The sequence below is a fragment of the Methylobacterium sp. ap11 genome (assembly GCF_900110515.1).
GTDB lineage: Bacteria > Pseudomonadota > Alphaproteobacteria > Rhizobiales > Beijerinckiaceae > Methylobacterium > Methylobacterium ajmalii.
Map to the genome: position 1 here is coordinate 459394 of NZ_FOEB01000001.1, position 24019 is coordinate 483412.

The window sequence follows — 24019 nt, forward strand, 5'->3', positions numbered from 1 at the left end:
GATGGCACGCTTCACCGACAGGGCGGTTCTCGTCACCGGCGCGGGCAGCGGCATCGGCCGCGCCTCCGCCCTGCTGTTCGCCCGCGAGGGCGCGGCGGTCGCGGTCGTCGACCGGGACGCTGCCGGAGCCGAGGAGAGCGCGGCCCTGATCGCCGCGGAGGGCGGCCGGGCGCTCGCGCTCCCGGCGGATGCCGGCCGCGAGGCCGACGTGACCGGGTGCCTGGCGGCGGCCGAGCGGACTTTCGGCCGGCTCGACGCGATCCACGCCAATGCCGGGATCGGCGGCGGCACGGTGCCGTTCACCGAGCAGAGCGTCGAGCAGTGGGAGGAGGTGCTCCGGATCAACCTGATCGGCGCCTTCCTGGCGATCAAGCACGGCGGGCCCCTGCTCCTGCGCCATGGCGGCGGGGCGATCGTCTGCACCGCCTCCGTCGCCGGGCTTCGCGCCAACGCGGCGGGCGCGGCCTACAGCGCCAGCAAGGCCGGGGTGATCAGCCTGGTCCAGACCGCCGCCGACGCCTTCGCGGGGACGGGGCTCAGAATCAACGCCGTCTGCCCCGGCTTGATCGAGACCGGCATGACGGCGGGCCTGTTCGCCGCGGCGCGGGCGAAGGGCAGGCAGGACCGCATCGGCCAGTTCAACCCGCTGCGCCGGGCGGGCCTGCCCGAGGAAGTCGCGTCCGCCGCCGTATTCCTGGCGAGCGACGAGGCGGCCTACGTCAACGGGCAGGCGCTCGCGGTCGATGGCGGGCTGTCGAGCACCCATCCGTTCGTGCCGCGGGCGCCGCGGGGCTGAGCGCCGGCCGTCTCCGTCGCGTCTGCGGCGTCCCTGACGGCGGCGCTCTCTCAGGCGGCCCGGTCCAGGGGCGTGATCCGGGCGATCTCGTCACCGATCTCGCGACCGATCGCTTCGAGCTCGAATTGCCGCTGCAGGTTGAGCCAGAAATCCGGCGTCGTCCCGAAATAGCGGCCGAGGCGCAAGGCGGTGTCGGTCGAGATGCCGACCTCCTCCCCGGCGATCCGCTCGATGCGGGTGCGGGGCACGCCGCAGGCCTTGGCGACCACACCGGCCGATAGCCCGAGCGGAACCAGGAACTCCTCGCGCAGGACCTCTCCCGGATGCATCGGCGGGAGAACCGTGTCGGTCTCGAACTCGATGGTCATGCCGGCCTCCTCGGGCCCGGGGTCAATGGTAATCGACGATCTCCACACGGTCCGGTCCGGCCTCCGTCCAACGGAAGCAGAGCCGGTACTGGCTGTTGATCCAGATCGCGTGCTGACCGAGCCGGTCCCGCTCGAGCGGATGCAACTTGTTGCCCGGAGGCTGCTTGAGGTCGTCGAGTATCCGGGCGGCGTCGAGCATCTTCAGCGTCCGGCGCGCCGTGCCGACGATCGTGGCCGGAAGTCCCTTCGGTGCCCTCCCCCGGAACACCGCTTCGGTCCTTTCGTCCGCGAAGCTCTGGATCGCCACGACACTCCCGCTCTCAGCGAGGCATCAGTATCAAGCAATGATACAATATCGTCAAAGGTTTGGTCTCGGGAACCGGGGCGAATTCACGCCCGTCGTCCGAGCGGATGCGCTCAGAACGGGCTCACCGGAAAGAACCGCAGGTACAGCTCGGCATACTTGCCCTCGTCCCACAGGCGCTGGAGCGCGTCGTCCAGGGCGCGGGCCAGCGCCTCGTCCTCCTTGCGGGTGACGAAGCCGATGCCTTCGCCGAAATAGCGGTTCTCCAGGTAGTCGCCGCCGGAGAAGGCGCAGCACCCCGCCGCATCCGTGCCGCCGATCCAGAGCGCCAGCGCCAGCCCGTCGCCGAACAGGTAGTCGATCTCGCCCCGGCGCAACGCCGCCTCGGCGGTGCCGAGATCGGGATAGGTCTTCGGGGTGACCTGGAAGAAGGTGCGCAGATACGCCTCGTGCGCGGTGCCCGAGACCACGCCGACCGGGTGCTGGGCGAGCCCCTTCGGGTCGGGCGCGGGCAGGCCCTTGTCGCCGCGCACGACGAAGCGGGCGGGCCAGCGGAAATACGGCCGGGTCACCTGGTGGCCGGTCCGGAGCGAGGCGGTGAGCGGGATCGCGGCCGCCACCACGTCGCCCTGGTTGGCCTGGAGCGCGTCGAGCAGCGTGTCGAAGCGGCGCGCCTGCACGGTGCAGGTCAGGCCGAGCTTCTCGCAGGCCGCCCGGGCGAGCTCGACCGAGAACCCGGTCGGGTGGCCGTCCGGCCCGGCGAAGTGCAGCGGCGGGTATTCGTCGTCGGTGAGGAAGCGGATCGGCCGGGTAGCCTGCGGCGGATCGGGCCGCTCCAGCCGGGCGCGGGGATTCCAGAAGTTCGGGATCGTCACCGGCTCGGCCGCCAGCGCCGGACCCGCGGCGAGCGCCAGAAGCGCCGCGAGCAGCGCCGCCAGCAGATCTGCCGGCAGACCTGCCACTTGGCCGCGACGATGACGCTGCGGCATACGCGCAACGATTGCGAAAAAACCGCCGGTCGGGCGGCGGGGCGCTGTTGCGGAAGCGGGACGAGCCATAGGCTCCCGATACCACGAACCTCCGCCGGAGGGAGTCCGCAAGTTCGGGGTCAGCAGGTTCGGAGCCCGTCATGTTCGTCGAGGTCCGGTCTCCCCACGGCGCCACCGCCATCGTCCTGCCGGGCGAGCTGGCCTTCCTGCTCGGCCAGGGGGTCGACCTCGCGGTCGTCCGGGAGGCGGCCGTGCTCGCGCGGCGGGAGGGGACGGAGCCGGTCGCGGCCCTGCTGCGCGCCGGCCTGATGAGCGAGGCAGCCTATTACGCCGCCCTCGCCCGGGCGCTCGGCCGGCCGTTCCGCGGCGCCGGGCTCGTCCTGGATCCGCGGGCGCGGTTTCCCGAGGACGTCCGCCAGGGCGCGACGCGCGGGGCCGGCGGGGAGTGGCTGCTCGCGCCGCCCCCCGGTGCCGTGGCCGCCCTGCTGGCCGCCGGCGTGCCGCCGAACGCGGTGTTCACGACGCCGGCGGCGCTCGCCGCCGCGGTGCTCGCCACCGCCGGTCCCCGCGCCGCCGCCCGGGCCGCGGAGGCGCTGGAGGTGCGCGCGCCCGACTGGGCCTACCGCCCGGGGCTGCATCCGGGGCAGATCCTGGCCCTGATGCTCGCGGGCGCCGCGTCCCTGCTCCTTCTCGACGCGGCGCCCTGGATACAGCTCGCCATCCTGTCGCTCCTCAACCTCACGGTGCTGGCGGTGATCGTCTTCCGCCTCGCCGCCCCCCTCCTCGTGCCCGATCCGCCGCCCGCTCCCGGCCGGGTGCCGGACGCGGAACTGCCGGTCTACACCGTGCTGGTGGCGCTCTACCGCGAGGCCGAGGTGGTGCCGCGCCTCGTCGAGGCCCTGGAGCGGCTCGACTACCCGGCCTCCAAACTCGACCTCAAGTTCGTGATCGAGGCCGACGATGCGGCCACCGCGGCGGCGCTCGCCGCCCGTCCGCTGCCGGCGCGGTTCGAGATCGTGACGGCACCGCCGGGCCTGCCGCGCACCAAGCCGCGGGCCCTCAACGTCGCCCTGCCGCTCGCCCGCGGCGAGCACCTCGTGGTCTACGACGCCGAGGACGTGCCCGATCCCGGCCAGCTCCGGGCCGCCGCCGCCCTGTTTCGGGCCGGCCCGGCGCGGCTCGCCTGCCTGCAGGGGCGGCTGGTGATCGACAACACCGACGATTCCTGGCTCACGCGCTGCTTCACCCTCGAATATTCGGCGCTGTTCGACGTGGTGCTGCCGCTGCTCAGCGCCGCGCACCTGCCGGTGCCGCTCGGCGGCACGACCACCCATTTCCGCACCCGGGTGCTGCGCGAGGTCCATGGCTGGGACGCCTGGAACGTCACCGAGGATGCCGATCTCGGCCTGCGGCTGGCGCTCGCCGGCTACCGGGTCGGCGATCTGCCGCTCTCGACCCTGGAGGAGGCGCCCGCCCACCTGCATCCCTGGCTGCGCCAGCGCGTGCGCTGGATGAAGGGTTTCGTCCAGACCGCGATCACCCACAGCCGGCACCCGGTCCGGGCGTGGCGCCGCCTCGGGCCCCTCGGCCTGCTCTGCGCGGTGGCGATGGTGCCGGGCACGGTGATCTCGGCGCTGGCCTGCCCGTTCGGAATCGCGCTGGCGGCCTGGGCCCTGACCGCCTACCCGCTGCCGGACGCCCCTGACTTCCTCGCCAATCTCCTCACCGCCACGGGCGTCACGGTGTTCCTCGCCGGCCTCGGGGCGATGTGGCTGCCGGCGCTCGCCGGTTGCCGGCGGCGGGGCTGGTGGCGCCTCGCCCCCTGGGCGCTCGCCCTGCCGGTCTACTACCTCTTCGTCAGCCTGGCGGCCTGGCTCGGCCTCGTCGAGCTGCTGCTCGCGCCCTACCGCTGGAACAAGACCACGCACGGGCGCGCCGCCACCTCCCGCACCGGGGCGATGCGGCGCGACCGACTCAGAGCTGACGCGCCACCTCGGCGGCGGCGTCCGCGGCCGGGCGCATCAGGTTGAGCGACCCGACGAAGTGGCCGCGTCCGTCCATGATGTAGACGAGCGCGGTGTGCTCCATCGTGTAGTCGCCCTCCTTGAGCGGCACCTTGCGGCTGTAGGCGCGGTAGGCCTTGACGGTGGCGGCGACCGCCTCGGGCGAGCCGGTCAGCCCGACGATGCGGGGATCGAAGCTCGACAGGTACTCCTTGAGCGCCGCCGGCGTGTCGCGCTCGGGGTCGACGCTGACGAACAGGGCCTTCACGTCGCGGCCCTTGGGGCCGAGCGCCACCAGCACGTCGGAGATCTGCTGCAGGGTGGTCGGGCAGATGTCCGGGCAGTGGGTGAAGCCGAAGAACACCAGGTGCGGCGTGCCGGAAAAGTCGCGGTCGGTGACGGTGCTGCCGTCCTGGTTCACCAGGGTGAACGGCCCGCCGACCGTGCTGGTGCCGGTGGCCGGGCGGCCGAGCATCAGGCTGGCGGCGAGCCCCAGCACCGCGAGACCGAGGGCGAAGACGAGGAGCGGGATCGCGGCGCTGCGCATCCGGGGCGTGAGGGGCATCGGCGGTCTCCATCCTGGCTTGCCGGGGGCGGACGGCGCCGGTGGAGCATCACCCGCCCCCGGCGGCAAGGGGGCACGGGGTCGCCCCGGTGAAGAAATCGGGCACGGGGTCGCCCCGAGGAAGAAAGCGGGCGCGGAGCGCTCCCTGGGGACGGAATCGTCCCGCGGCGGCGGCGGTGGCGGCGGGGCGGATGCCCGCGCGATGGGCGCAGCACTGCCCTGCGTATGGGCAGCCCTCCGCGGCCGGCCTCCGTGTTGCGTTGCGGCGCGGCCTCTCCTATCGCTCGCGCCCAGCGGTGCCGTGCCTGACGCGGTGTCCGACCCCGTTTTCAAGACGACCTGCCAAGAAGACCGCCATGGCCGACAAACTCTCGCTGCCCAAGGACAAGATTCGCGTCCTGCTGCTCGAAGGCATCAACGACAGCGCCGTCGCGCTGCTCGAAGCCTCGGGCTACGTGACGGTGACCCGGCTCGCCAAGGCCCTCGATCCGGCCGACCTGCGCCAGGCGATCAAGGGCGTCCACATCGTCGGCATCCGCTCGCGCACCCAGCTCGACGAGGCCGCCTTCGAGGCCGCCGACCGGCTGATGGCGGTGGGCTGCTTCTCGGTCGGCACCAACCAGGTCGATCTCGAGGCGGCGCGCCGGCGCGGCATCCCGGTCTTCAACGCGCCGTTCTCCAACACCCGCTCGGTGGCCGAGCTCGTCATCGGCGAGATCGTGATGCTGCTCCGCCGCATCGTGCCGCGCTCGGTCTCGGCCCATGTCGGCGGCTGGGACAAGTCGGCCAACGGCTCGTTCGAGGTCCGCGGCAAGACGCTCGGCATCGTCGGCTACGGCAACATCGGCTCGCAGCTCTCGAACCTCGCCGAGGCGATGGGCATGCGGGTGATCTTCCACGACCTCACCGACCGCCTGCGCCACGGCAACACCGAGCCGGTCGACAGCCTGAACGCCCTGCTGTCGCAGAGCGACGTGGTCTCGCTGCACGTGCCCGAGACCACCTCGACCCACAACATGATCGGCGAGGCCGAGATCCGGGCGATGAAGCCGGGCTCGTACCTGATCAACAACTCGCGCGGCACGGTGGTCGACCTCGACGCCCTGGCGGCGGCGCTGAAGGACGGCCACCTGCGCGGTGCGGCCGTCGACGTCTTCCCGGTCGAGCCGAAATCGAACCAGGACCGTTTCGTCTCGCCGCTCCAGGGCCTCGAGAACGTGATCCTGACCCCGCATATCGGCGGCTCGACCGAGGAGGCGCAGGAGCGCATCGGCGCCGAGGTGGCGCGCAAGCTCGTCGACTACTCGGATATAGGCTCGACGGTCGGCGCGGTGAACTTTCCGCAGGTGCAGCTGCCGGCCCGCCCGACGGGCCTGCGCTTCATCCACGTCCAGCGCAACCTGCCGGGCATGCTCGGGCGCCTCAACGACACCTTCGCCCGCAAGCAGATCAACATCGCGGCGCAGTTCTACCAGACCGACGGCGAGGTCGGCTACGTCGTGGTCGAGACCGATGCCACCGACGTCGACCCGGAGGCCCTGCTCGAGGAGTTGCGCGCCATCGACGGCACGATCCGGGCCCGGCTGCTCTACGAGCGTCGCTGAATCGACGACGGCGCTCGGCCGCAAGGCCGGGCGCCACTGTCACAGAGACACCGTTCGCAAAGCCCCGACCCGTCGGGGCGTTTTCTTCTAGTGTGCGGCCGACGCCAACGCCTCGGTCACCACCGCCTCGCGCTCGCCGCGGCCGAGCGCATCGCCCACCATCACGATCGCCGGGCCTTCCAGCCCCGACGCCTCGACGCGGTCGGCGAGGTCGTGGGCCGTGGCCTGCACCACCGCTTGGTCGGGCCGGGTGGCGTTGAAGACCACCAGCGCGGGGGTCGCGGGCGGCAGACCCTCCGAGATGGCCTGGGCGAGGAGCGCACGCATGGTGCGCTTGGGCATGTAGATCACCGTGGTGACCGTCGGATCGGCGAGCGCCGCCCAGTTGAGGTCGTCCGGGAGCGTGCCGCGGCGGTCGTGGCCGGTGACGTATTGCAGGCGGCGCGCCGCGTCCCGGTGGGTGAGCGAGATGCCGAGCGAGGCCGCCGCCCCTTGCGCCGCCGTGACGCCGGGCACCACCGTGACCGGGATGCCGGCCTTGCGGCAGGCATCGATCTCCTCGCCGGCCCGGCCGAAGACCAGGGGGTCGCCGGACTTGAGCCGCACCACCCGCTTGCCGCCCTTGGCGAGCGACACCATCAGGGCGTTGATGTCGTCCTGGCGGCAGGACGGGCCGTGGCCGGTCTTGCCGACCAGCATCGTGCGGGCCTCGCGGCGCGCGTAATCCAGGATCTCCGGGGCGACGAGGTCGTCGTACAGGATCACGTCGGCGCTGCGCAGGGCCCGCAGGGCCTTGAGGGTGAGGAGTTCGGCGTCGCCCGGGCCGGCCCCGACGAGGACCACGCTGCCGCCGGTCGGCGCGGCGTCGCTCTCGGCGATGAGCGCGTCGAGATCGGCGCGGACCGGCGCCCGCTCGGGATTGGCGAAGGCGAGGTCGGTGAAGCGCTCCCAGAAGGCGCGGCGCTCGCCGAAGACGTGGTAGCGGGCGCTCACCTCGGCGCGCCAGTCGCGGGCGGCGGCGACCCAGGCCTTGAAGCCCGCCGGCAGCATCGCCTCGATGCGGGCCCGCACGGTCTGGCCGAAGACCGGGACCGCGCCCTCGGTCGAGATGCCGACGACGAGGGGCGAGCGGTTGACGATGGCGCCGAACGAGACGTCGCAGAGATGCGGCCGGTCGATGGCGTTGACGATGGCGCCCGCCGCGCGGGCCGCCCCGACGAAGCACGCGCACTCGCCCTCGTCCTCGAAGGCCGCGATGGCGAAGGCGGCGCCCACGAGGTCGGCCGGCGACCAGTCGCGCTCGTGCAGCACCACCTTGCCGGCGACGGCCTCGGCAGGCGCGCCCCGCATCTCCTCGGTCGGTTCGGGGGCGAAGACGTCGACATGGGCGCCGGCGGCGGCGAGCAGCTTCACCTTCCAGGCCGCGCCGCCATTGGCGCCGGCCAGCACCGCGCGCTTGCCCGTGAGCGTCACGAAGACCGGCAGCACGGCCAGGGGCTCGAGGCCCGGGGAGCGGGTCTCGCGGGGAGCACGGGGGGTACGCATGGGAGGGTGAGCTTCTGCAACCAGTCTCGGGAAATCCTGAGCCATCAGATGCGCCTATGCGGAAGCCGGTGCAAGTTCCGAGGCCAGCAGCTTGCGGATCTCCGGGATGCACGAGCCGCAATTGGTGCCGGCCTTGCAGGCCGCCCCCACCGCCTCGACCCCGTGCGCCCCGCCCTTGATCGCCGCCCGGATCGTGTCGAGGCCGACGGTGTGGCAGGCGCAGACGAGCGGACCGGTGCCGGGCCCCTCGGCCCGTCCCGAGATCAGCGCCCGACGGGCCGAGGGCTCCAAGAGTTCCTGGGTGCGGAAGAACGCCTTGGCAGCGTCCCAGGTCGGGCGCTCCGAGGCCGGCGCGAGCGCCAGCACGCCGAGAAGCTTCCCGTCCCGGAAGGCGGCGGCGCGGTAGCGGCCGCGGGCCGGGTCGGCGTACTCGCTGAACGTCGCGCCGGGGAAGAGGTCGCGCATCAGAGCGCTCGCCTCCGGCGCCCCGTCCTGGCTGGCGAAGATCAACCCGGTCGCGCCCTCCAGGCTCGCCCGCGCCCACCACCAGCCGTAGGGCGCCACCGCCGTGTCGCGGGTGATGAGGTAGCCGCGGGAGCGGTAGGGCTCGGGGGCGATCGAGGCCGGGGTCGCCTTGAGCTCGGGCTGGCCCGAGACCGGATCGACCGCGCCCTGCGCCAGCGCGCCGACGCGGCCGTCCGAGGTGTTAGCCTCGCTCCAGTGCATCGGGGCGAACAGCACGCCCGCCTGCGCGCCCGGCGTCACCATGACCTCCAGCACCGCCGCGCCGTGGGCGGTGCGGACGCGGGCGAGGTCGCCGTCGGTCAGGCCGGCCGCCGCCGCGTCGTCGGGATGGATCTCGACGAAGGGCACCGCGCGGTGGGCCGAGAGGCGCGGGCTCTTTCCGGTGCGGGTCAGCGTGTGCCAGTGGTCGCGCACCCGCCCGGTATTGAGGCGCAAGGGAAGCGCATCGCTGGTGGCTTGCGCGAGCGCCGGCTTCTGCACCGCGACGAAGCGGGCCTTGCGGTCGCGGGTGAAGAAGCCGCCCTGGGCGAAGAACCGGGTCTGCGGCGCCCTGGCCTTGCGGGTCAGGGGCCATTGCACCGGCGCCGCCGCGTCGTAGGCGGCGTCCGTGATGTCGGCCAGCCCCCCGAGATCGAAGTCGCGGGTGCCGCGATTCTCGAACTCCGACAGGGCGGCGTGCTCGCGAAACACCGCGGCAGCGTTGCCCCAGGCGAAGGCCTTGGCGTGGCCGAGGCGCTTGGCCACCTGCGCCATGATCCACCAATCGGCCTTCGCCTCGCCGGGGGCGGCCAGGAAGGCGCGCTGGCGCGAGATGCGGCGCTCGGAATTGGTCACCGTGCCGTCCTTCTCGCCCCAGGCGAGGGCCGGGAGGACGATGGCGTTCCGGGCCCGCACCGTGTCGGTCTCCGCCACCACCTCGGAGACGACGTAGGTGTCGAGCTTTTGCAGCGCCGCCCGCACCCGGTCGGCCCGGGGCATCGAGACGGCGGGGTTGGTGCCCATCACCCAGAGCGCCTTGATCTTGCCCCGCTCGATCGCCTCGAACAGGGCCACCGCCTTCATGCCCTCGCCGGTGATGATGTTCGGCGCGTTCCAGAACCGGCGCACCAGGTCCACTTCTTCCGGGGTGAAGTGCATGTGCGCCGCCAGCATGTTGGCGAGCCCGCCGACCTCGCGCCCGCCCATGGCGTTGGGCTGGCCGGTGAGCGAGAACGGCCCCATGCCGGGCTGACCGATGCGGCCGGTGGCGAGGTGGCAGTTGATGATCGCGTTCGCCTTGTCGGTCCCTTGCGCCGACTGGTTCACCCCCTGCGAGGTCGCGGTGACGACCCGCTGCGTGGTGCGGAACAGGGTGAAGAAGGTCTCGACCTCGGCCTCGCTCAGGCCGGTCGCGGCGGCGGTCGCCGCGATGCTCGGCGCGATCTGGCGGGCACGCTCGAGCGCCGGCTCGAAGCCGGCGGTGTGCTCGGCGATGTAGCGCGGATCGAGCGCGCCGTGGTCCGCGAGGTGGACCAGGAGGCCGGAGAACAAAGCGGTGTCGGTCCCGGGCTTGATACCGAGGAAGAGGTCGGCCTCCTCCCCGGTCTGGGTCTGGCGCGGGTCGATCGCGACGATTCTGGTGCCGCGCTTCTCCCGCGCATCGAGCATGCGGCGAAACAGGATCGGGTGGCACCAGGCGGTGTTGGAGCCGACCAGCACCAGGAGGTCGGCCTCGTCCAGATCCTCGTAGCAGCCCGGCACCGTGTCGGAGCCGAAGGCCCGGCGGTGCGCGGCCACCGAGGACGACATGCAGAGGCGCGAATTGGTGTCGACGTGCGGCGTGCCGATGAAGCCCTTCGCGAGCTTGTTGGCGACGTAGTAATCCTCGGTGAGTAGCTGGCCCGAGAGGTAGAACGCCACCGAATCCGGCCCGTGCGCGGCCATGGTGCGCTTGAACCCGTCGGCCACGGCATCGAGCGCCTCGTCCCAGGTCGCCCGCCGCCCGGCGATCTCCGGGTGCAGCACGCGATCGTCGAGGGAGAGGGTTTCCCCGAGCGCCGAGCCCTTCGAGCACAGCCGGCCGAAATTCGCCGGATGCTGCGGATCGCCCGCGACGCTCGCACCCCCCTGGCCGTCCGGCCGGGCGAGCACGCCGCAGCCGACGCCGCAATACGGGCAGGTGGTGCGGGTGTTAGCGGCCTCGTTAGGGAGGGCCGGCACGTGCAGGTTCATCGCGGGAGCCTTTCGCCGGGCGTGGGGTGAGGCCGGTGGGTTATGGGCAAGCAAGGGGTGGGCCGGCGGGCACAGGACGGCCCTTGCGTCAGTCAAGACAAACGTCCTGCCCGGCAGCGCGGAATGCCCCGCACGTCGTTCCGGTTCACCCCACCCGCGACCTCATCCTGAGGTGCGAGGCGATCTCCGATCGCGGAGCCTCGAAGGAGGGCTCCCGTGATTGCAGAGACTACTGGAACCCTCCTTCGAGGTCAGTCCATCTTCGATGAACTGACGCCTCAGGATGAGGTCGCGAGTGGGAAGGAGAGAATACTTGGATGACCGCCCTCAGTAAACGTCCGCCTGATACCGGTTCGCCTTCTTGAGCGCCGCGAGGTACGCCACCGCCTCCTCGGGGCTCTTGCCGCCATGGGTCGCCGCCACGTCGATGATCGCGCGCTCGACGTCCTTGGCCATGCGCTTGGCGTCGCCGCAGACGTAGAAATGGGCGCCCTCCTCGAACCAGCGCCACAGCTCGCGGCCGTTCTCGCGCATCCGGTCCTGGACGTAGGTCTTCTCGGTCCCGTCCCGCGACCAGGCCAGCGACAGGCGGGTCAGCACGCCCTGGTCCTTCAGGCCGTTGAGCTCGTCGCGATAGAAGAAGTCCGAGGCCTGGCGCTGGTGGCCGTAGAACAGCCAGTTCCTGCCCGGCGCCGCGGTGGCGGCGCGCTCGCGCAGGAAGGCGCGGAACGGCGCGATGCCGGTGCCCGGGCCGACCATGATGACCGGGGTCTCGGGCGTCGAAGGCAGGCCGAAGCCGTGGGCCTTCTGGAGGTAGACCTTCACCTTCGCGGTCTCGGACAGGCGCTCGCCGAGATGGGTCGAGGCGACGCCCAGCCGCAGGCGCGAGCGGTGGCTGTAGCGCACCGCGTCGACGGTGAGCGAGACCCGGCCCGGATCGGCCTTGGGCGAGGACGAGATCGAGTAGAGCCGCGGCTGCAACTCGTCGAGGGCTTCGAGAAAGACCTCGGCGTCGGGGCGCGCGCCCGGGAACTTGTGCAGGGCGCCGAGCACGTCGAGATAGGCCGCATCGCCGTCCGGATCCTCGCCGGCGCTCAGCGCCTGGGCCTTCTTGCGCTGCGCGCCCGAGGTCAGCAGCGAGAGGAGCTGAAACAGCCCGTCGGGGGCGCCGCCGAGCGAGTAGTTGGTGAGCAGGTGATCGCGCAGCGTCTTCTCGCCGAGCTTCGTCGCGATGATCCGCTCCGGCCGGGCCCCGAGCTCGGCGATGACCGCATCGGCGAGCGCCGGGGCGTTGGCGGGAAACAGGCCCAGCGAATCGCCGACCACGTAGTCGATGCCGGTACCGGCGAGGTCGATCTCGATGTGCCAGGTCTCCTTCTCGCCGCCGGGCGCGTTGAGGCGGCGGCGCGACAGAAAGACCGCCTCGGCCGGGTTCTCGCGGCAGAGGCCGTAGGGGCCAACCGGGGCGTCGGCCTTCGGGGCATCGTCGGAGGCGGGCGCCGCGGTGCCGGCCGGGGCCGCGGCACCGAACTCCGCCTCCAGCTTCTTCAGCATCCGGAGCGTGTCCTTGCCGCCGGGCTGGCACAGGTTCAGGCGCTCCTCGGTCTTGAGGAAGAGGGCGTTGGCATAGTCGGCGCAGTTGTAGCCGCACTGGCCGCAATCCTGCTGGGCCATGGCGGCCATCAGCTTCTGCGGCTCGGAGCGGTCCTTGGCCAGCACCATGCGGTCGTCGAGCGGCATCGACGGGTCGTGCCAGGGCGCGTCGCCGTTGTCGGCGAGCGCCGGCCCGCCGGGCGCCGCGCCGGGGCCGAGCGCGGTCGCGCCCTCGACCGCCGGCCCGAGCAGGGCCGCGAAGTAGCCCGACAACCAGGCGCGCTGGTCGGTGGTGAAGGGGGCGGATTCGGGGATCAGGACGAGCGGGGGAGCGACGTGCTGGGTCATCGAAGGCTACCGGAGAAGAGTGGCGTTCCGCCGGTGATGCACCGGCCGTCTCCTCTCCCCACAGATCCCGGGCTCGCCAGGGATCTGCAGGTGAGGAGTGAAGTCGGGCGAGCCCGACTTCGTTGCGGGGAGAGGAGAAGGGCGCCTTATTCGGCCGCCTGCAGCAGCCGGGCGTCGGCGAGGCCCTTCAGTGCCTCCGGCCCGCGGCGGGCGGTGTAGGCCTGGAAGGTCTCCTCCGGGCCGGTGCGGTTGGCGAGGTAGTCGTTGAGCAGGGCCTCGATCCGGCCGGGACACTCCTCGGCCTTCACGGCCTTCCAGATCTCGGTGCCGATCCTGGCGGCCTCGCCGAAGCCGCCGCCGACCACGATGTCGTAGCCCTCGACGGTGTCGCCCTCCTCGCTCACCGTCACCTTGGCGCCGATGAGGCCGATATCGCCGATGTAGTGCTGGGCGCAGGAATGGTGGCAGCCGGTGAGGTGCACGTTCACCGGCACGTCGAGCCCCGGCACCGCCGCCTCGACGTGGTCGGCGATGAGGAGCGCGTGGCCCTTGGTGTCGGCGGCGGCGAACTTGCAGCCGCGGTTGCCCGTGCAGGCGACGAGGCCGGCGCGGATGCTCGACGCCTTGGTGGACAGCCCGAGGGCCGCGACGCGGGCCTCGACCTCCGCCACACGATCGTCCGACACGCCCGAGAACAGGAAGTTCTGCCAGACGGTGAGCCGGATCTGGCCGTCGCCGCACTCGCGGGAAATCTCGGCGAGCGCCCGCATCTGGTCGGTGGTCAGCTTGCCGACCGGCAGGACCACGCCGATCCAGTTGAGGCCGGGCTGGACTTGGGCATGCACGCCGACATGGGCGTAGCGGTCGAACCCGCCGCGGGGCTTCACGTGGGCCGGATCGACCCGCTCCAGCTTGCGGCCGAGCGTCTCCTCGACGGCGGCGAGGTACTTGTCGTAGCCCCAGGCGTCGAGGACGTACTTCATCCGCGCCTTGTTGCGGTTGGTCCGGTCGCCGTTCTCGATGAAGACCCGCAGGATCGCATCGGCGACGGCGTTGCACTCCTTCGGCCTCAAGACCACGCCGGTGTCGCGGGCGATGTCGCGGTGGCCGGTGATGCCGCCGAGCACGAGGCGCATCCAGATGCCCGGCTCGATGCCCGCGCCCTCCATCACCTCGACCGCCTGGAAGCCGATGTCGTTGGTCTCCTCCAGCACCGGCAGCACGCCGCCGCCGTCGAAGGCGACGTTGAACTTGCGCGGCAGGCCGAAGAGCGAGCGGTCGTTGAGGACGTGGTTGTGCCAGGACTTGGCGAGCGGCCGCGTGTCGAGGAGCTCCTGGGCGTCGATGCCGGCGGTGGGCGAGCCGGTGACGTTGCGGATGTTGTCCGCCCCCGCCCCCCGTGCCGTCAGGCCGAGATCGATCAGCCCGTCGAGGAAGGGCTGGCCGTGCTCGGGAGAAATCTCCCGCACCTGGAGATTGGCGCGCGTTGTGACGTGGCTGTAGCCGCCGCCATGGGCGTCGGCGAGGTCGGCGATGCCGGCGAACTGCCAGTGGTGCAGGATGCCGTTGGGGATCCGCAGGCGGCACATGTAGGAGTTCTGGGCCGGCGCGACCCAGAACAGCCCGTGATAGCGCCAGCGGAAATTGTCCTCGGGCTTCGGGGCCTTGCCGGTCTCGGCCTCGGCGATCAGCCGGTTGTGGCCGTCGAACGGGTTCTCGGCCCGCTTCCACTTCTCCTGGTCGGCGAGCTTGCCGCCGTTCTTCACGGTGCGGTCCTGCGCCTTGATGTGGATCGCGTCCGGCCCGGTCGGCTCGGCGGCGGGAGCCGTGGCGGATCCGCCGCCGGCGAGGCCGCCGGTCATGCGGAGGGCGGCGATGCCGTGGGAGAAGCCTTCGAGGTAGCGCTTCTGCTCGGCGTCGAAGTCGTCGGCCATCGCGGGCTCCTTCACGCTGCGAGGGGGTGGGAGACGGGACGCCCGAACATCAGGTCGTCCCGGTCGTCGGACGTGAGGGTGTCGCCGGTGCGGATCAGGGCCTTGCACCAGCCCTGCTCGGCGACGTCGCCGACGAAGACCGCGCCGATCAGCCGGTCGCCGTCGATCACAAGCTTGCGGTAGAGGCCCGTCGCCGGATCGCTCCAGGTCACGGCCTCGGCGCCGTCCGGCACGTCGACCGCGCCGGCGGAGAAGACCGGCAGGCCCGACACCTTGAGGCTGGTCGCGAGCGAGGTGCCGGCGTAAGTCGCCTCGATCCCGCAGAGGTGGCGGGCCAGCACCTCGGCCTGCTCGTAGGCCGGCTCCACGAGGCCGTAGGTCTGGCCCCGGTGCTCCGCACACTCACCCAAGGCGTAGATGCCCGGGACCGAGGTCGCCATCGTGTCGTCGACCCGGATGCCGCGGCCGACCGCGAGGCCGGCACTGGCAGCGAGAGCCGTCGAGGGACGCACGCCGACCGACATCACCACGAGGTCGGCCGGCAGCACCGTGCCATCCGAGAGGATCAGACGCTCGACCTTGCCGTCGCCCTCGACCGACGCGGTGTCGGCGCTGAGCAGAACCCGCACGCCGCGGGCCTCCATCGCCTCTCGCACGAGGCCTGCGGCGGCGTGGTCGAGCTGGCGCTCCATCAGCCGGTCCATGACGTGAAGGAGCGTGGTTTCGACGCCGAGGCGCGCCAGGCCCACCGCCGCCTCCAACCCCAGCAGCCCGCCGCCGATGACGATGGCCCGGGCGCCCGACACCGCCGCCCGGCGGATCGCCGTCACGTCGGCGAGATCCCGGAAGGTGATGACGCCCGGAAGGTCCATGCCGGGCTTCGGCAGCCGGATCGGCACCGAGCCGACCGCCAGGACCAGCTTGTCGAAAGGAAGCACCAGCCCTTCGCCGACACGGACGATGCGCTCCGCCGTGTCGATCGCGGTGGCGGGCGCGCCGGTGACGAGGGTGATGCCGTGCTCGGCGTACCAGTCGAGCCCGCGGAAGGTGCAGGCCGCCTCGTCGACCTCGCCGCCGAGCAGCGACGACAGGAGCACCCGGTTGTAGGCCGCCACCGGCTCGGCGCCGACACATGTGACGGCGTAGCGGCCGGGGGCGGCATCGAGCAGCCGCTCCAGGAAGCGGAGCGAGGCCATGCCGTTGCCGATGACGACGAGGCGCTCGGACATGCGCGTCAGGCCGCGATCGCGGGTTTGGCGTGGCGGGCGTAGAGGAATTCCAGCACCTCGGCCCGGGCATGGGTGTAGGTCGGGTCCTCGACGAGCTCCAGGCGCTTGCGCGGCCGGGCGAGCGGCACGGACAGGACCTCGCCGATCGTCGCCGAGGGGCCGTTCGTCATCATGACGATCCGGTCGGAGAGCAGCACCGCCTCGTCGACGTCGTGGGTGATCATGATCACGGTGTTCTTCAGCCGCAGGTGGATCTCCATCAGCTGATCTTGCAGATGGGCGCGGGTCAGGGCGTCCAGCGCACCGAAGGGCTCGTCCATGAGGAGCACCTTCGGCTCCATGGCGAGCGCCCGGGCGATGCCGACGCGCTGCTTCATGCCGCCGGAGATCTCGTGCGGGCGCTTCTCGGCGGCGTGGGTCATGTTGACGAGCGCGAGGTTGTGCTCGATCCAGTCGCGGCGCTCCGCCCGGCTTTTCTTCGACCTCAGGACCTTGTCGACGGCGAGCGCCACGTTCTCGCGCACCGTCAGCCAGGGCAGCAGCGAGTGGTTCTGAAAAACCACGGCGCGTTCGGGGCCGGGGCTGTTCACTTCCTTGCCGTCGAGGAGCACGCCGCCGGTGGAGGCCTTGAGCAGGCCCGCCACGATGTTGAGCACCGTCGACTTGCCGCAACCGGAATGGCCGATCAGGGAGACGAACTCGCCCTTGGCGATCTTCAGGTCGACGTCGCGCAAGACCTCCGTGGTGCGCCCGGCGCGGGTGAAGCTGATGCCGACCTGTTCGAGGCTGAGATGGGTCATGGTTGGCCTCCTCAGGCCGTGGCGGTGCCGCGGGTGACGAGGTGGCCGAGGCCGGCGACGAGGCGGTCGAGCACGAAGCCGATCACCCCGACATAGACCAGGGCCACGATGATCTCGCTGATGTGCGAGGAGTTCCAGGCGTCCCAGATGAAGAAGCCGATGCCGACGCCGCCGATCAGCATCTCGGCCGCCACGATGGCGAGCCAGGACAGACCGACGCCGATGCGAAGACCGGTGAAGATGTAGGGTGCGGCGGACGGCAGCATCACCTTGGCGAAGAACTCGAAGGCGTTGAGGCGCAGGACCGCCGCGACGTTGCGATAGTCCTGCGGGATGTTGCGGATGCCGACCGCGGTGTTGATGATGATCGGCCAGATCGAGGTGATGAAGATCACGAAGATCGCCGAGGGCTGGCCGTCCCGGAAGGCGGCGAGCGACAGCGGCAGCCAGGCGAGCGGCGGGATGGTGCGCAACACCTGGAAGATCGGGTCGAGCCCGCGCATCGCCCATTCGGACTGGCCGACGAGGGTCCCGAGCATCACGCCGGCGATGACCGCCAGGGTGAAGCCGAGGGCGACGCGCTGGAGGCTGGCGCTGATGTGCCAGAAGAGCCCCTTGTCGGTGCCGCCGTTGTCGTAGAACGGGTGGGCGATGATGTCCCACGCCTCCGTGACCACGCGCGAGGGCGGCGGCAGGCCGGCGCCGGGGCGCTGGCACAGAACCTCCCAGAGCAGCAGGAAGACCGCCAGCACGACGAGCGGCGGCACGATCCTGAGCGCCAGCCCTTTCAGGGCGGCGCGGGTGACGAGGGGGCGGCGGGCCCCCTCCGGTTTGGCCGCGGCGACGCGCCCGAGGGTGGTTCCGAGAGCCATGTCACGCCACCTTCTTGATGCCGAGGCTGTTGAGGTAGGCGGACGGATCCGCCGGATCGAAGACCTTGCCGTCGAAGAAGGTCTCCTTGCCGCGCGAGGTCGAGGACGGGGCGGTCACGCCCATGGTCTTGGCCACCTCGCGCCAGATGTCCTCGCGGTTGACCTTTTCGATGAGGGCCTTGGTGTCGGTCTGGGGATCGAACTTGCCCCAGCGGATATCCTCGGTGAGGAACCAGAGGTCGTGCGACTTGTACGGGTACGAGGCGTCGTCGGCCCAGTACTTCATGATGTGGGGGCTGTTCATGACCTTGCGGCCGTCGCCGTAATCGAACTCGCCCTTCATCCGCTTGACGACGTCGCTCGCCGGAACGTTGATCCACTGGCGCTTGGCGACGATGCCGGCGAGCTCGTCGCGGTTCTCCGGCTTGTCGCACCAGGCTTGCGCCTCCATCACGGCGGCGAGCAGGGCCTTCGCGGCATTCGGGTACTTGTCGACCCAGGAGGCGCGCATGCCGAGCGCCTTCTCCGGGTGGTCCTTCCACAATTCGCCGGTGGTCAGCGCGGTGTAGCCGATGCCCTGCGTGATCAGCTGCTCGTTCCACGGCTCGCAGACGCAGAAGCAATCCATCGTGCCGACCTTCATGTTCGCCACCATCTGGGGCGGCGGCACGACAATGGTCTCGATGTCCTTGTCGGGGTCGATGCCGCCGGCGGCGAGCCAGTAGCGGATCCAGAGGTCGTGAGTGCCGCCCGGGAAGGTCATCGCGGCCTTCACCGACTTGCCGGACGCCTTCTTGCGCTCCAGGGCCACCTTGAAGGGCTTGGCGTCGAGGGCGACCTTGTCGCCCATGTGCTCCTTGGCGACCGAGATGCACTGGCCGGCGAGGTTGAGCCGGGCGAGGATGTACATCGGGACCGGAACGTTGTTCTGCGTCACCCGGCCGGCGCTGATCAGGTAGGGCATCGGGGTCAGGATGTGGGCCCCGTCGATGCCGTTGCCCTCCGAGCCCAGCACCAGGTTGTCGCGGGTGGTGCCCCAGCTCGCCTGTTTCAGCACCTCGACGTCGGGCATGCCGTGACGCGCAAAGATCCCCTTCTCCTTGGCGACGAAGAGGGGCGCGGCATCGGTGAGCGCGATGAAGCCGAGCTTGGCGCCCTTCACCTCGGGTCCGGCTCCTTGCGCGAAGGCGCCGCCCGGCAGGGCGACGCGGCTGGCCGCTGCCAGCGACAGGGCGCCGGCCGCCCCCTTGAGGAGACCGCGACGCGTGGTGTGCTCAACGCTGCTCATCGATGACTCGCCCTCAAGTCGTTCGCGCCGCCGAGGCGCTCGATCCGGTTCGGAACGCAAAAAGCCGCTGCCCAAGGTCTTCCGCCGGCCGCGCGGATGCGGGCCCGTCGGGAACTCGGGTCAGCGGCTTTGCTGACGGTCGGTGCCCGTCGACGCTGACGGACGAGAAGGGGTGAGCAGGTTTCGTGCCAACCGCCTCGCGGGCGATTCAAGCGATTGAAATCGAAACCGTTCGCTGCGTGACCGGCAGCGATGGAGCCTCGGCTTGGCCGGTTGGTGCAATGCACAAATGATGGGCTGGGCGGGCGGCGAAATGGGCAGGGAGGGGCGATGCCCAGGATTTTGGCGGACCCAGAAGAAGGCGCATCTGCCCGGAGAAGGCACACCTGCCCCTTGCGGCAGGATGGTTCGAAGGAAGAAGTGGCGCGTGTTTCTCCCGCCCCATTCCCTTTCCCGGACAGTCCGTCCCTATGGTTATGAAAAAACTTTTCCTTACAGAAGCTTAGACCTATGACCACCCGCCATCACGCCACCGCCAGCAGGTCCGGCCGGTACAGACCCACCGCCTCGGCCCGGACCGTGCCCGCCGCGACCTGCCCGGCCGCCGCCATCTCGTCGGCGAGCCAGTCGAGGGATGCCGGGTCGGGGGTCAGTTCCCGCTCCCCGAGCACGAGATATTCCGCGGCCTCGACCACCGGCCCGCCCGGCGCGAGCCGCAGCGTCCCGGCCAGGCCTCTCAGGATCAGCGCCGGATCGAGGCCGAGATGGCGCCGATCCCCGAGGAGCGCGGCCAGCGCCTCGCGATTCCCCGGATCGCCGCACCAGCGGGCGCTGCGCTTCAGGGCGCGCAGGAGCGGGGCGGCGCGGTCCGCCACGTCGGCGGTCAGGGCCAGCACCTTTTCCGGGCAGTCCGGCGCGATGTGGGCGCCTAGCGCCGCGATGCGGCCAACCCCGGCCTCGACCGCGACGGTGCTCCACGGCGCGCCGACGCAGAACCCGTCGATCAGCCCGCGCTCCAGCGCCTCGACGGTGCGGGGCGGCGGGACCACGACGAGGCGCACCACCGACAACGAGCTGCCGCCGAGCGCCAGCAGGCGCCGCAGCTGGTAGGTGTGGCTGGAGAACGGATGGACGGTGCCGAGCGTCAGCGGCCGCCCCTCCCCGGCCCGGTTCTCGGCGACCCGGGCGAAGGCGCGGGCGACGTCCGCCACGGCGTCCGATCGGGCATCGAGTGCCTGCCAGAGCGGCAGCGACAGGGTCACGGCGTTGCCGTTGCGGGCGAGCGCGGCGGGCGCGATCAGGCGGGCCTGCGGTCCGGAGAGGCCCAGGTGGCAGGCGAGGGCCAGAGGCGCCAGCATGTGGGCGCCGTCGAGGAGGCCGAGCGCCAGGTGATCGCGCAGGGTGGCCCAGGACGGCGCCGGGGCGAGGTCGACGCCGAGCCCCTCCTCCTCCGCAAAGCCGCGCTCCACCGCGGCGATCAGCACCGCGGCGTCGGTGAGCGGGACGTAGCCGAGCTGGAGCCTCATCCGAGCAGGTCCGCGGCGGTGACGATGGCGCGGGCGATGTCGACGATCTTGCGCTTCTCGTTCATGGCCTTGCGCCGGAGCTGCTTGTAGGCCTCGTCCTCGGTCAGCCCCTTGGCGCTCATCAGGATACCCTTGGCGCGCTCGATCAGCTTGCGGTCGGCCAGCTCGCCCTTCGCCTCGCTGAGCTCGCGCTGGAGCCGCGCGAAGGCGTTGAAGCGCAGGATCGCGATCTCGATGATCGGCTTGATCCGCTCGGCCCGCAGGCCGTCGACGATGTAGGCCGAGATGCCGGCATCCACCGCCGCCTGCATCATCGGCGTATCGGAGCGGTCGACGAACATCGCCACCGGCCGCTCGACGAGGCGCGAGACGCCGAACATCTGTTCGAGGAGGTCGCGGCTCGGGCTCTCGAGGTGGATCACCACCACGTCGGGCGAGACGGCCGACAGCCGGTCGAGGAGGTCGGCGGTGTCGGGGATCACCACCACCCGGGCGCCCTCGACGGCACGCAGGCCCTCCTCCAGGATCGCCGCCCGGGCACGGCTCGGGTCGACGACGGCGATGGTCAGGCTGTCGCCCGGGGACGGGGCGGGGGTCGCGCGGTCGGGCATGTCGGCGTCGGATCACGCAAAAGTCGGGCCGTGCGGGCGGAAGCCCGCGCGACGACCCGGGAACGGGGTGGTCACGTCCGCTCCCTAACCCAAGGGCGGGCACGTGGCATCCCCGCCCTGCGTCCGGGGCGGCCGCCGCCCGGACCGCACGCGGACACGAAAGCGCAAAGAAACGGCCCCGCTTCGGCCCGAAACCGGGGCTTCACTGCGGCATCGGCGGCGAGGAGGCTGGGATGCGGGACAAGGGGTGGATGCGCGAGACGGCGACGACCGGCGCCATCGGAAGCCTGCCCGGCGCCTCGCGGGGCTACCTGCCGCTGCTCCCCACCGCCTGCGTGGCGATCTGCCTCGCCGCGGGCTCGCTGTACTGGCGCGAACCGGAGCCGCGGGCGCCGGAGGGCCAGGTCGTGGCAATGCAGCCGCTGCCGCCGGGGGCGGACCTGTTCCGCGTCCCGGAGGGCGACGGGCGGGTGCGCGCCCCCTACCCGTTCGAGTTCGAGCGGCAATTCCCCCTGGTCGCGACCCTGCCGCCCGAGGCCGCCATGCCGGCGGAGTCCACCATGCTGGTCCTGCCGGTGATCGCCGAGGCCAGGATCGCCGAGAAGGCCGCCGAGGAGAAGCCGGAGGGCAAGGCAGCCCGCCGCGCCGCCACCCCCCACCGCTCCCGTGCGGTGCCGGCGCTCGCGGGCCTGCGCCCGCCGGCCCGGCCCGAGATGCCGAAGGCCAAGGCCCAGATGGAATCCGCGCCGGAGACCGGGCGAACCCCCGCGACCCGTACGGCGAGCACCGGCCCGGAGACCGGGCGGTCCTCCTCGCCCTGGCTGCCCTTCATGCCGACCGGCCGGGTGGTGACCCAGACCGTGGCGGCGATGGGCGACGGGATGGTGAATGCCGGCGCCGCGATGATCGACCTGATCGACAGCCGGCGCTGAGCGAACGCGGCCGGAATCGGGTTGGACCGAGGGGAAGGCCGCTCTAGCTACGGGCGTCACGGCTTACGTTCGGGACGCATCATGGCGTTGCTCATCGAGGATTACGCGCTCGTCGGGGACGGGCGCAGCGCGGCGCTGATCGGGCGCGACGGCAGCGTCGACTGGCTGTGCTGGCCGCGCTTCGACGCGTCGGCCTGCTTCGCGGCCCTGCTCGGCACCCGCAAGGATCACGGCCACTGGAAGATCGCGCCGGCGGGCGCGGCCACCACCACCCGCCGCTACCTCGACGACACGTTGGTCCTCGAGACCATCCACGAGACCCCCGAGGGGGTCGTGCGGGTGCTCGACTACATGCCGGTCGAGGACGGCACCCACCTGGTGCGGCTGGTCGAGGGCGTGCGCGGCCGGGTGGCGATGCGCATGGACCTGGTGGTGCGCTTCGATTACGGCTCCGCCGTCCCCTGGGTGTCGCGCAGCGAGAACGACGACCTGCGCGCCATCGCCGGGCCGAACAAGCTGGTGCTGCGCACCCGTGCGCCGCTCAAGGGGGTCGGCCAGTCGACGGTCTCGGACTTCACGAGCGAGGAAGGGCGCAGCACCGCCTTCGTGCTGAGCTGGGGCCTCTCGCACGAGGAGGACCCACCGCCGATCGAGCCGCGCAAGGTGCTCTCCGGCACCGTCGATTACTGGCGCTCCTGGTGCCGGCGCTGCCGCGGCGGCACGCCCTGGGACGCGGTGCTGACGCGCTCGCTCCTGACCCTCAAGGCGCTGATCTACCGGCCGACCGGCGGGATCGTGGCAGCACCCACCACCTCGCTGCCCGAACAGATCGGCGGCGTGCGCAACTGGGACTACCGGTTCTGCTGGCTGCGCGACTCGACCTTCACGCTGCTGGCGCTCATGGATGCGGGCTACATCGACGAGGCCCGGGCCTGGCGCGACTGGCTCACCCGGGCGGTGGCGGGCAGCCCCGCCCAGGCCCACATCCTCTACGGCATCGCCGGCGAGCGCCTGCTGCCCGAGATCGAGCTCGACTGGCTGCCGGGCTACGAGGGCTCGCGCCCGGTGCGGGTCGGCAACGCCGCCGCGCAACAGTTCCAGCTCGACGTCTACGGCGAGCTGTTCGACGCCCTCTACCAGGCCCACCAGCGCGGGATGCGGGCCGACGAATCGGGCGTGCGGGTCGGGCGCGCCCTCCTCGACCACCTCGAGCGGGTCTGGCGCGAGCCGGACGAGGGCATCTGGGAGGTGCGCGGCGGGCGCAAGCACTTCGTCCACTCGAAGGTGATGGCCTGGGTCGCCTTCGACCGGGCGGTCAAGTTCTACGAGGAGCACGTCGCCGACGAGGAGCCGACCGCCGGTGACGAGACCGCGGTGGCGCGCTGGCGCGCCGCCCGCGACGAGATCCACCGCGAGGTTTGCGACAAGGGCTTCGACAAGGAGCGCAACAGCTTCGTGCAGTACTACGGCGCCAAGGATCTCGACGCGAGCCTGCTGCTGATCGCCCATATGGGCTTCCTGCCCCAGGACGACCCGCGGGTCGTCGGCACCGTGGAGGCGATCGGCCGCGAGCTGATGCATGACGGCTTCGTGCTGCGCTACGACACCAGCGGCCAGACCACCGACGGCCTGCCCGCCGGCGAGGGCGCCTTCTTGCCGTGCAGCTTCTGGTACGCCGACAACCTGATCGGGCTCGGCCGCTGCGACGAGGCCCGCGCCCTGATCGAGCGGCTGCTGGCCTTGTGCAACGACGTCGGGCTGCTCGCCGAGGAATACGACCCGGTGCGCAAGCGCCAGGTCGGAAATTTTCCGCAGGCGTTCAGCCATGTCGCGTTGGTCAACACGCTTCTGAACTTCAGTCGCGCCGTCGGACCCGCTAAGGAGCGCGGCGGAGACCCTGACGCGGCGGGGCAGACGGGCGAGCGCCCGGTCATGCTGCCGCAGGCGGCCCAGGACGCGACGTCGTGAGGCGGCGC

At 71.6% G+C, this 24019-nt stretch carries 19 protein-coding genes; 5 read left to right on the plus strand and 14 right to left on the minus strand.

Annotation, left to right across the window (positions count from 1 at the left end; genetic code table 11):
* Position 1: 1 nt before the first annotated feature.
* On the plus strand, positions 2-796 hold the full coding sequence (locus BMX97_RS02035; protein WP_091744881.1) for an SDR family NAD(P)-dependent oxidoreductase: 795 nt from the start codon (positions 2-4) through the stop codon (positions 794-796).
* 50 nt (positions 797-846) lie between these two features.
* Here the strand turns inward: BMX97_RS02035 and BMX97_RS02040 are convergent, their stop codons facing one another.
* The 3 genes from BMX97_RS02040 to BMX97_RS02050 form a co-directional block, all read right to left on the minus strand.
* A complete protein-coding gene (locus tag BMX97_RS02040; protein WP_091744883.1) occupies positions 847-1164 on the minus strand; it encodes a HigA family addiction module antitoxin in 318 nt (105 codons plus the stop codon).
* Between the two features lie 22 nt (positions 1165-1186).
* The gene (locus BMX97_RS02045) at positions 1187-1471 is read right to left on the minus strand and encodes a type II toxin-antitoxin system RelE/ParE family toxin (protein ID WP_091744885.1); all 285 of its coding nucleotides are present in this window, start codon (positions 1469-1471) and stop codon (positions 1187-1189) included.
* Positions 1472-1581: 110 nt separating this feature from the next.
* Complete coding sequence (locus tag BMX97_RS02050; protein WP_244538244.1) at positions 1582-2397, minus strand: transporter substrate-binding domain-containing protein; 816 nt, start codon at positions 2395-2397, stop codon at positions 1582-1584.
* Between the two features lie 200 nt (positions 2398-2597).
* On the opposite strand from BMX97_RS02050, the gene BMX97_RS02055 reads away from it, so the two are divergent.
* Positions 2598-4487 carry a glycosyltransferase family 2 protein gene (locus BMX97_RS02055; RefSeq protein WP_143074543.1) on the plus strand — a complete coding sequence of 630 codons (1890 nt, stop codon included), beginning with the start codon at positions 2598-2600 and terminating at the stop codon, positions 4485-4487.
* Here BMX97_RS02055 and BMX97_RS31895 read toward each other — a convergent pair.
* Positions 4432-5025 carry an SCO family protein gene (locus tag BMX97_RS31895; RefSeq protein ID WP_143074544.1) on the minus strand — a complete coding sequence of 198 codons (594 nt, stop codon included), beginning with the start codon at positions 5023-5025 and terminating at the stop codon, positions 4432-4434. The two genes, BMX97_RS02055 and BMX97_RS31895, sit on opposite strands and share 56 nt — an antisense overlap.
* A 356-nt stretch (positions 5026-5381) precedes the next feature.
* Here BMX97_RS31895 and serA point away from each other — a divergent pair, with 356 nt between their 5' ends.
* On the plus strand, positions 5382-6629 hold the full coding sequence (gene serA / locus BMX97_RS02060) for a phosphoglycerate dehydrogenase (RefSeq protein ID WP_091744889.1): 1248 nt from the start codon (positions 5382-5384) through the stop codon (positions 6627-6629).
* 87 nt (positions 6630-6716) lie between these two features.
* Here the strand turns inward: serA and cysG are convergent, their stop codons facing one another.
* The 10 genes from cysG to BMX97_RS02110 all read right to left on the minus strand — a co-directional run bounded on the left by cysG (position 6717) and on the right by BMX97_RS02110 (position 21111).
* On the minus strand, positions 6717-8174 hold the full coding sequence (gene cysG, locus BMX97_RS02065; protein WP_091744891.1) for a siroheme synthase CysG: 1458 nt from the start codon (positions 8172-8174) through the stop codon (positions 6717-6719).
* A 54-nt stretch (positions 8175-8228) separates the two neighbouring features.
* Positions 8229-10910 carry a nitrate reductase gene (locus BMX97_RS02070; RefSeq protein ID WP_091744893.1) on the minus strand — a complete coding sequence of 894 codons (2682 nt, stop codon included), beginning with the start codon at positions 10908-10910 and terminating at the stop codon, positions 8229-8231.
* 327 nt (positions 10911-11237) lie between these two features.
* Entirely contained in the window at positions 11238-12851 is a 1614-nt protein-coding gene (locus BMX97_RS02075; RefSeq protein ID WP_091744895.1) for a sulfite reductase subunit alpha, read from the minus strand.
* 146 nt (positions 12852-12997) lie between these two features.
* Positions 12998-14785, minus strand: coding sequence for a NirA family protein (locus BMX97_RS02080; RefSeq protein ID WP_091744897.1), 1788 nt, complete (start codon positions 14783-14785; stop codon positions 12998-13000).
* An 11-nt stretch (positions 14786-14796) separates the two neighbouring features.
* Positions 14797-16014: an NAD(P)/FAD-dependent oxidoreductase gene (locus tag BMX97_RS02085; protein ID WP_091744899.1), complete on the minus strand. Its 1218-nt coding sequence runs from the start codon at positions 16012-16014 to the stop codon at positions 14797-14799.
* A gap of 5 nt (positions 16015-16019) precedes the next feature.
* Positions 16020-16814: an ABC transporter ATP-binding protein gene (locus tag BMX97_RS02090; protein ID WP_091744901.1), complete on the minus strand. Its 795-nt coding sequence runs from the start codon at positions 16812-16814 to the stop codon at positions 16020-16022.
* A gap of 11 nt (positions 16815-16825) precedes the next feature.
* Positions 16826-17686, minus strand: a complete 861-nt coding sequence (ntrB, locus tag BMX97_RS02095) for a nitrate ABC transporter permease (RefSeq protein WP_091744904.1) — start codon at positions 17684-17686, stop codon at positions 16826-16828.
* Position 17687: 1 nt separating this feature from the next.
* Positions 17688-18974 carry a CmpA/NrtA family ABC transporter substrate-binding protein gene (locus tag BMX97_RS02100; RefSeq protein WP_091744906.1) on the minus strand — a complete coding sequence of 429 codons (1287 nt, stop codon included), beginning with the start codon at positions 18972-18974 and terminating at the stop codon, positions 17688-17690.
* Positions 18975-19498: 524 nt separating this feature from the next.
* Positions 19499-20500 (minus strand): CmpA/NrtA family ABC transporter substrate-binding protein, encoded by a 1002-nt coding sequence (locus BMX97_RS02105; protein ID WP_091744908.1) that lies wholly within the window; start codon positions 20498-20500, stop codon positions 19499-19501.
* Positions 20497-21111 (minus strand): ANTAR domain-containing response regulator, encoded by a 615-nt coding sequence (locus tag BMX97_RS02110; protein ID WP_091744911.1) that lies wholly within the window; start codon positions 21109-21111, stop codon positions 20497-20499. The genes BMX97_RS02105 and BMX97_RS02110 overlap by 4 nt, the downstream gene beginning before the upstream one ends.
* A 233-nt stretch (positions 21112-21344) precedes the next feature.
* Between BMX97_RS02110 and BMX97_RS02115 the strand changes: the two genes are divergently transcribed.
* Together BMX97_RS02115 and BMX97_RS02120 are read left to right on the plus strand one after the other, a co-directional pair.
* Positions 21345-22043, plus strand: a complete 699-nt coding sequence (locus BMX97_RS02115) for a hypothetical protein (RefSeq protein WP_091744913.1) — start codon at positions 21345-21347, stop codon at positions 22041-22043.
* An 81-nt stretch (positions 22044-22124) separates the two neighbouring features.
* Entirely contained in the window at positions 22125-24011 is a 1887-nt protein-coding gene (locus BMX97_RS02120) for a glycoside hydrolase family 15 protein (RefSeq protein ID WP_091744915.1), read from the plus strand.
* Positions 24012-24019 lie beyond the last annotated feature (8 nt).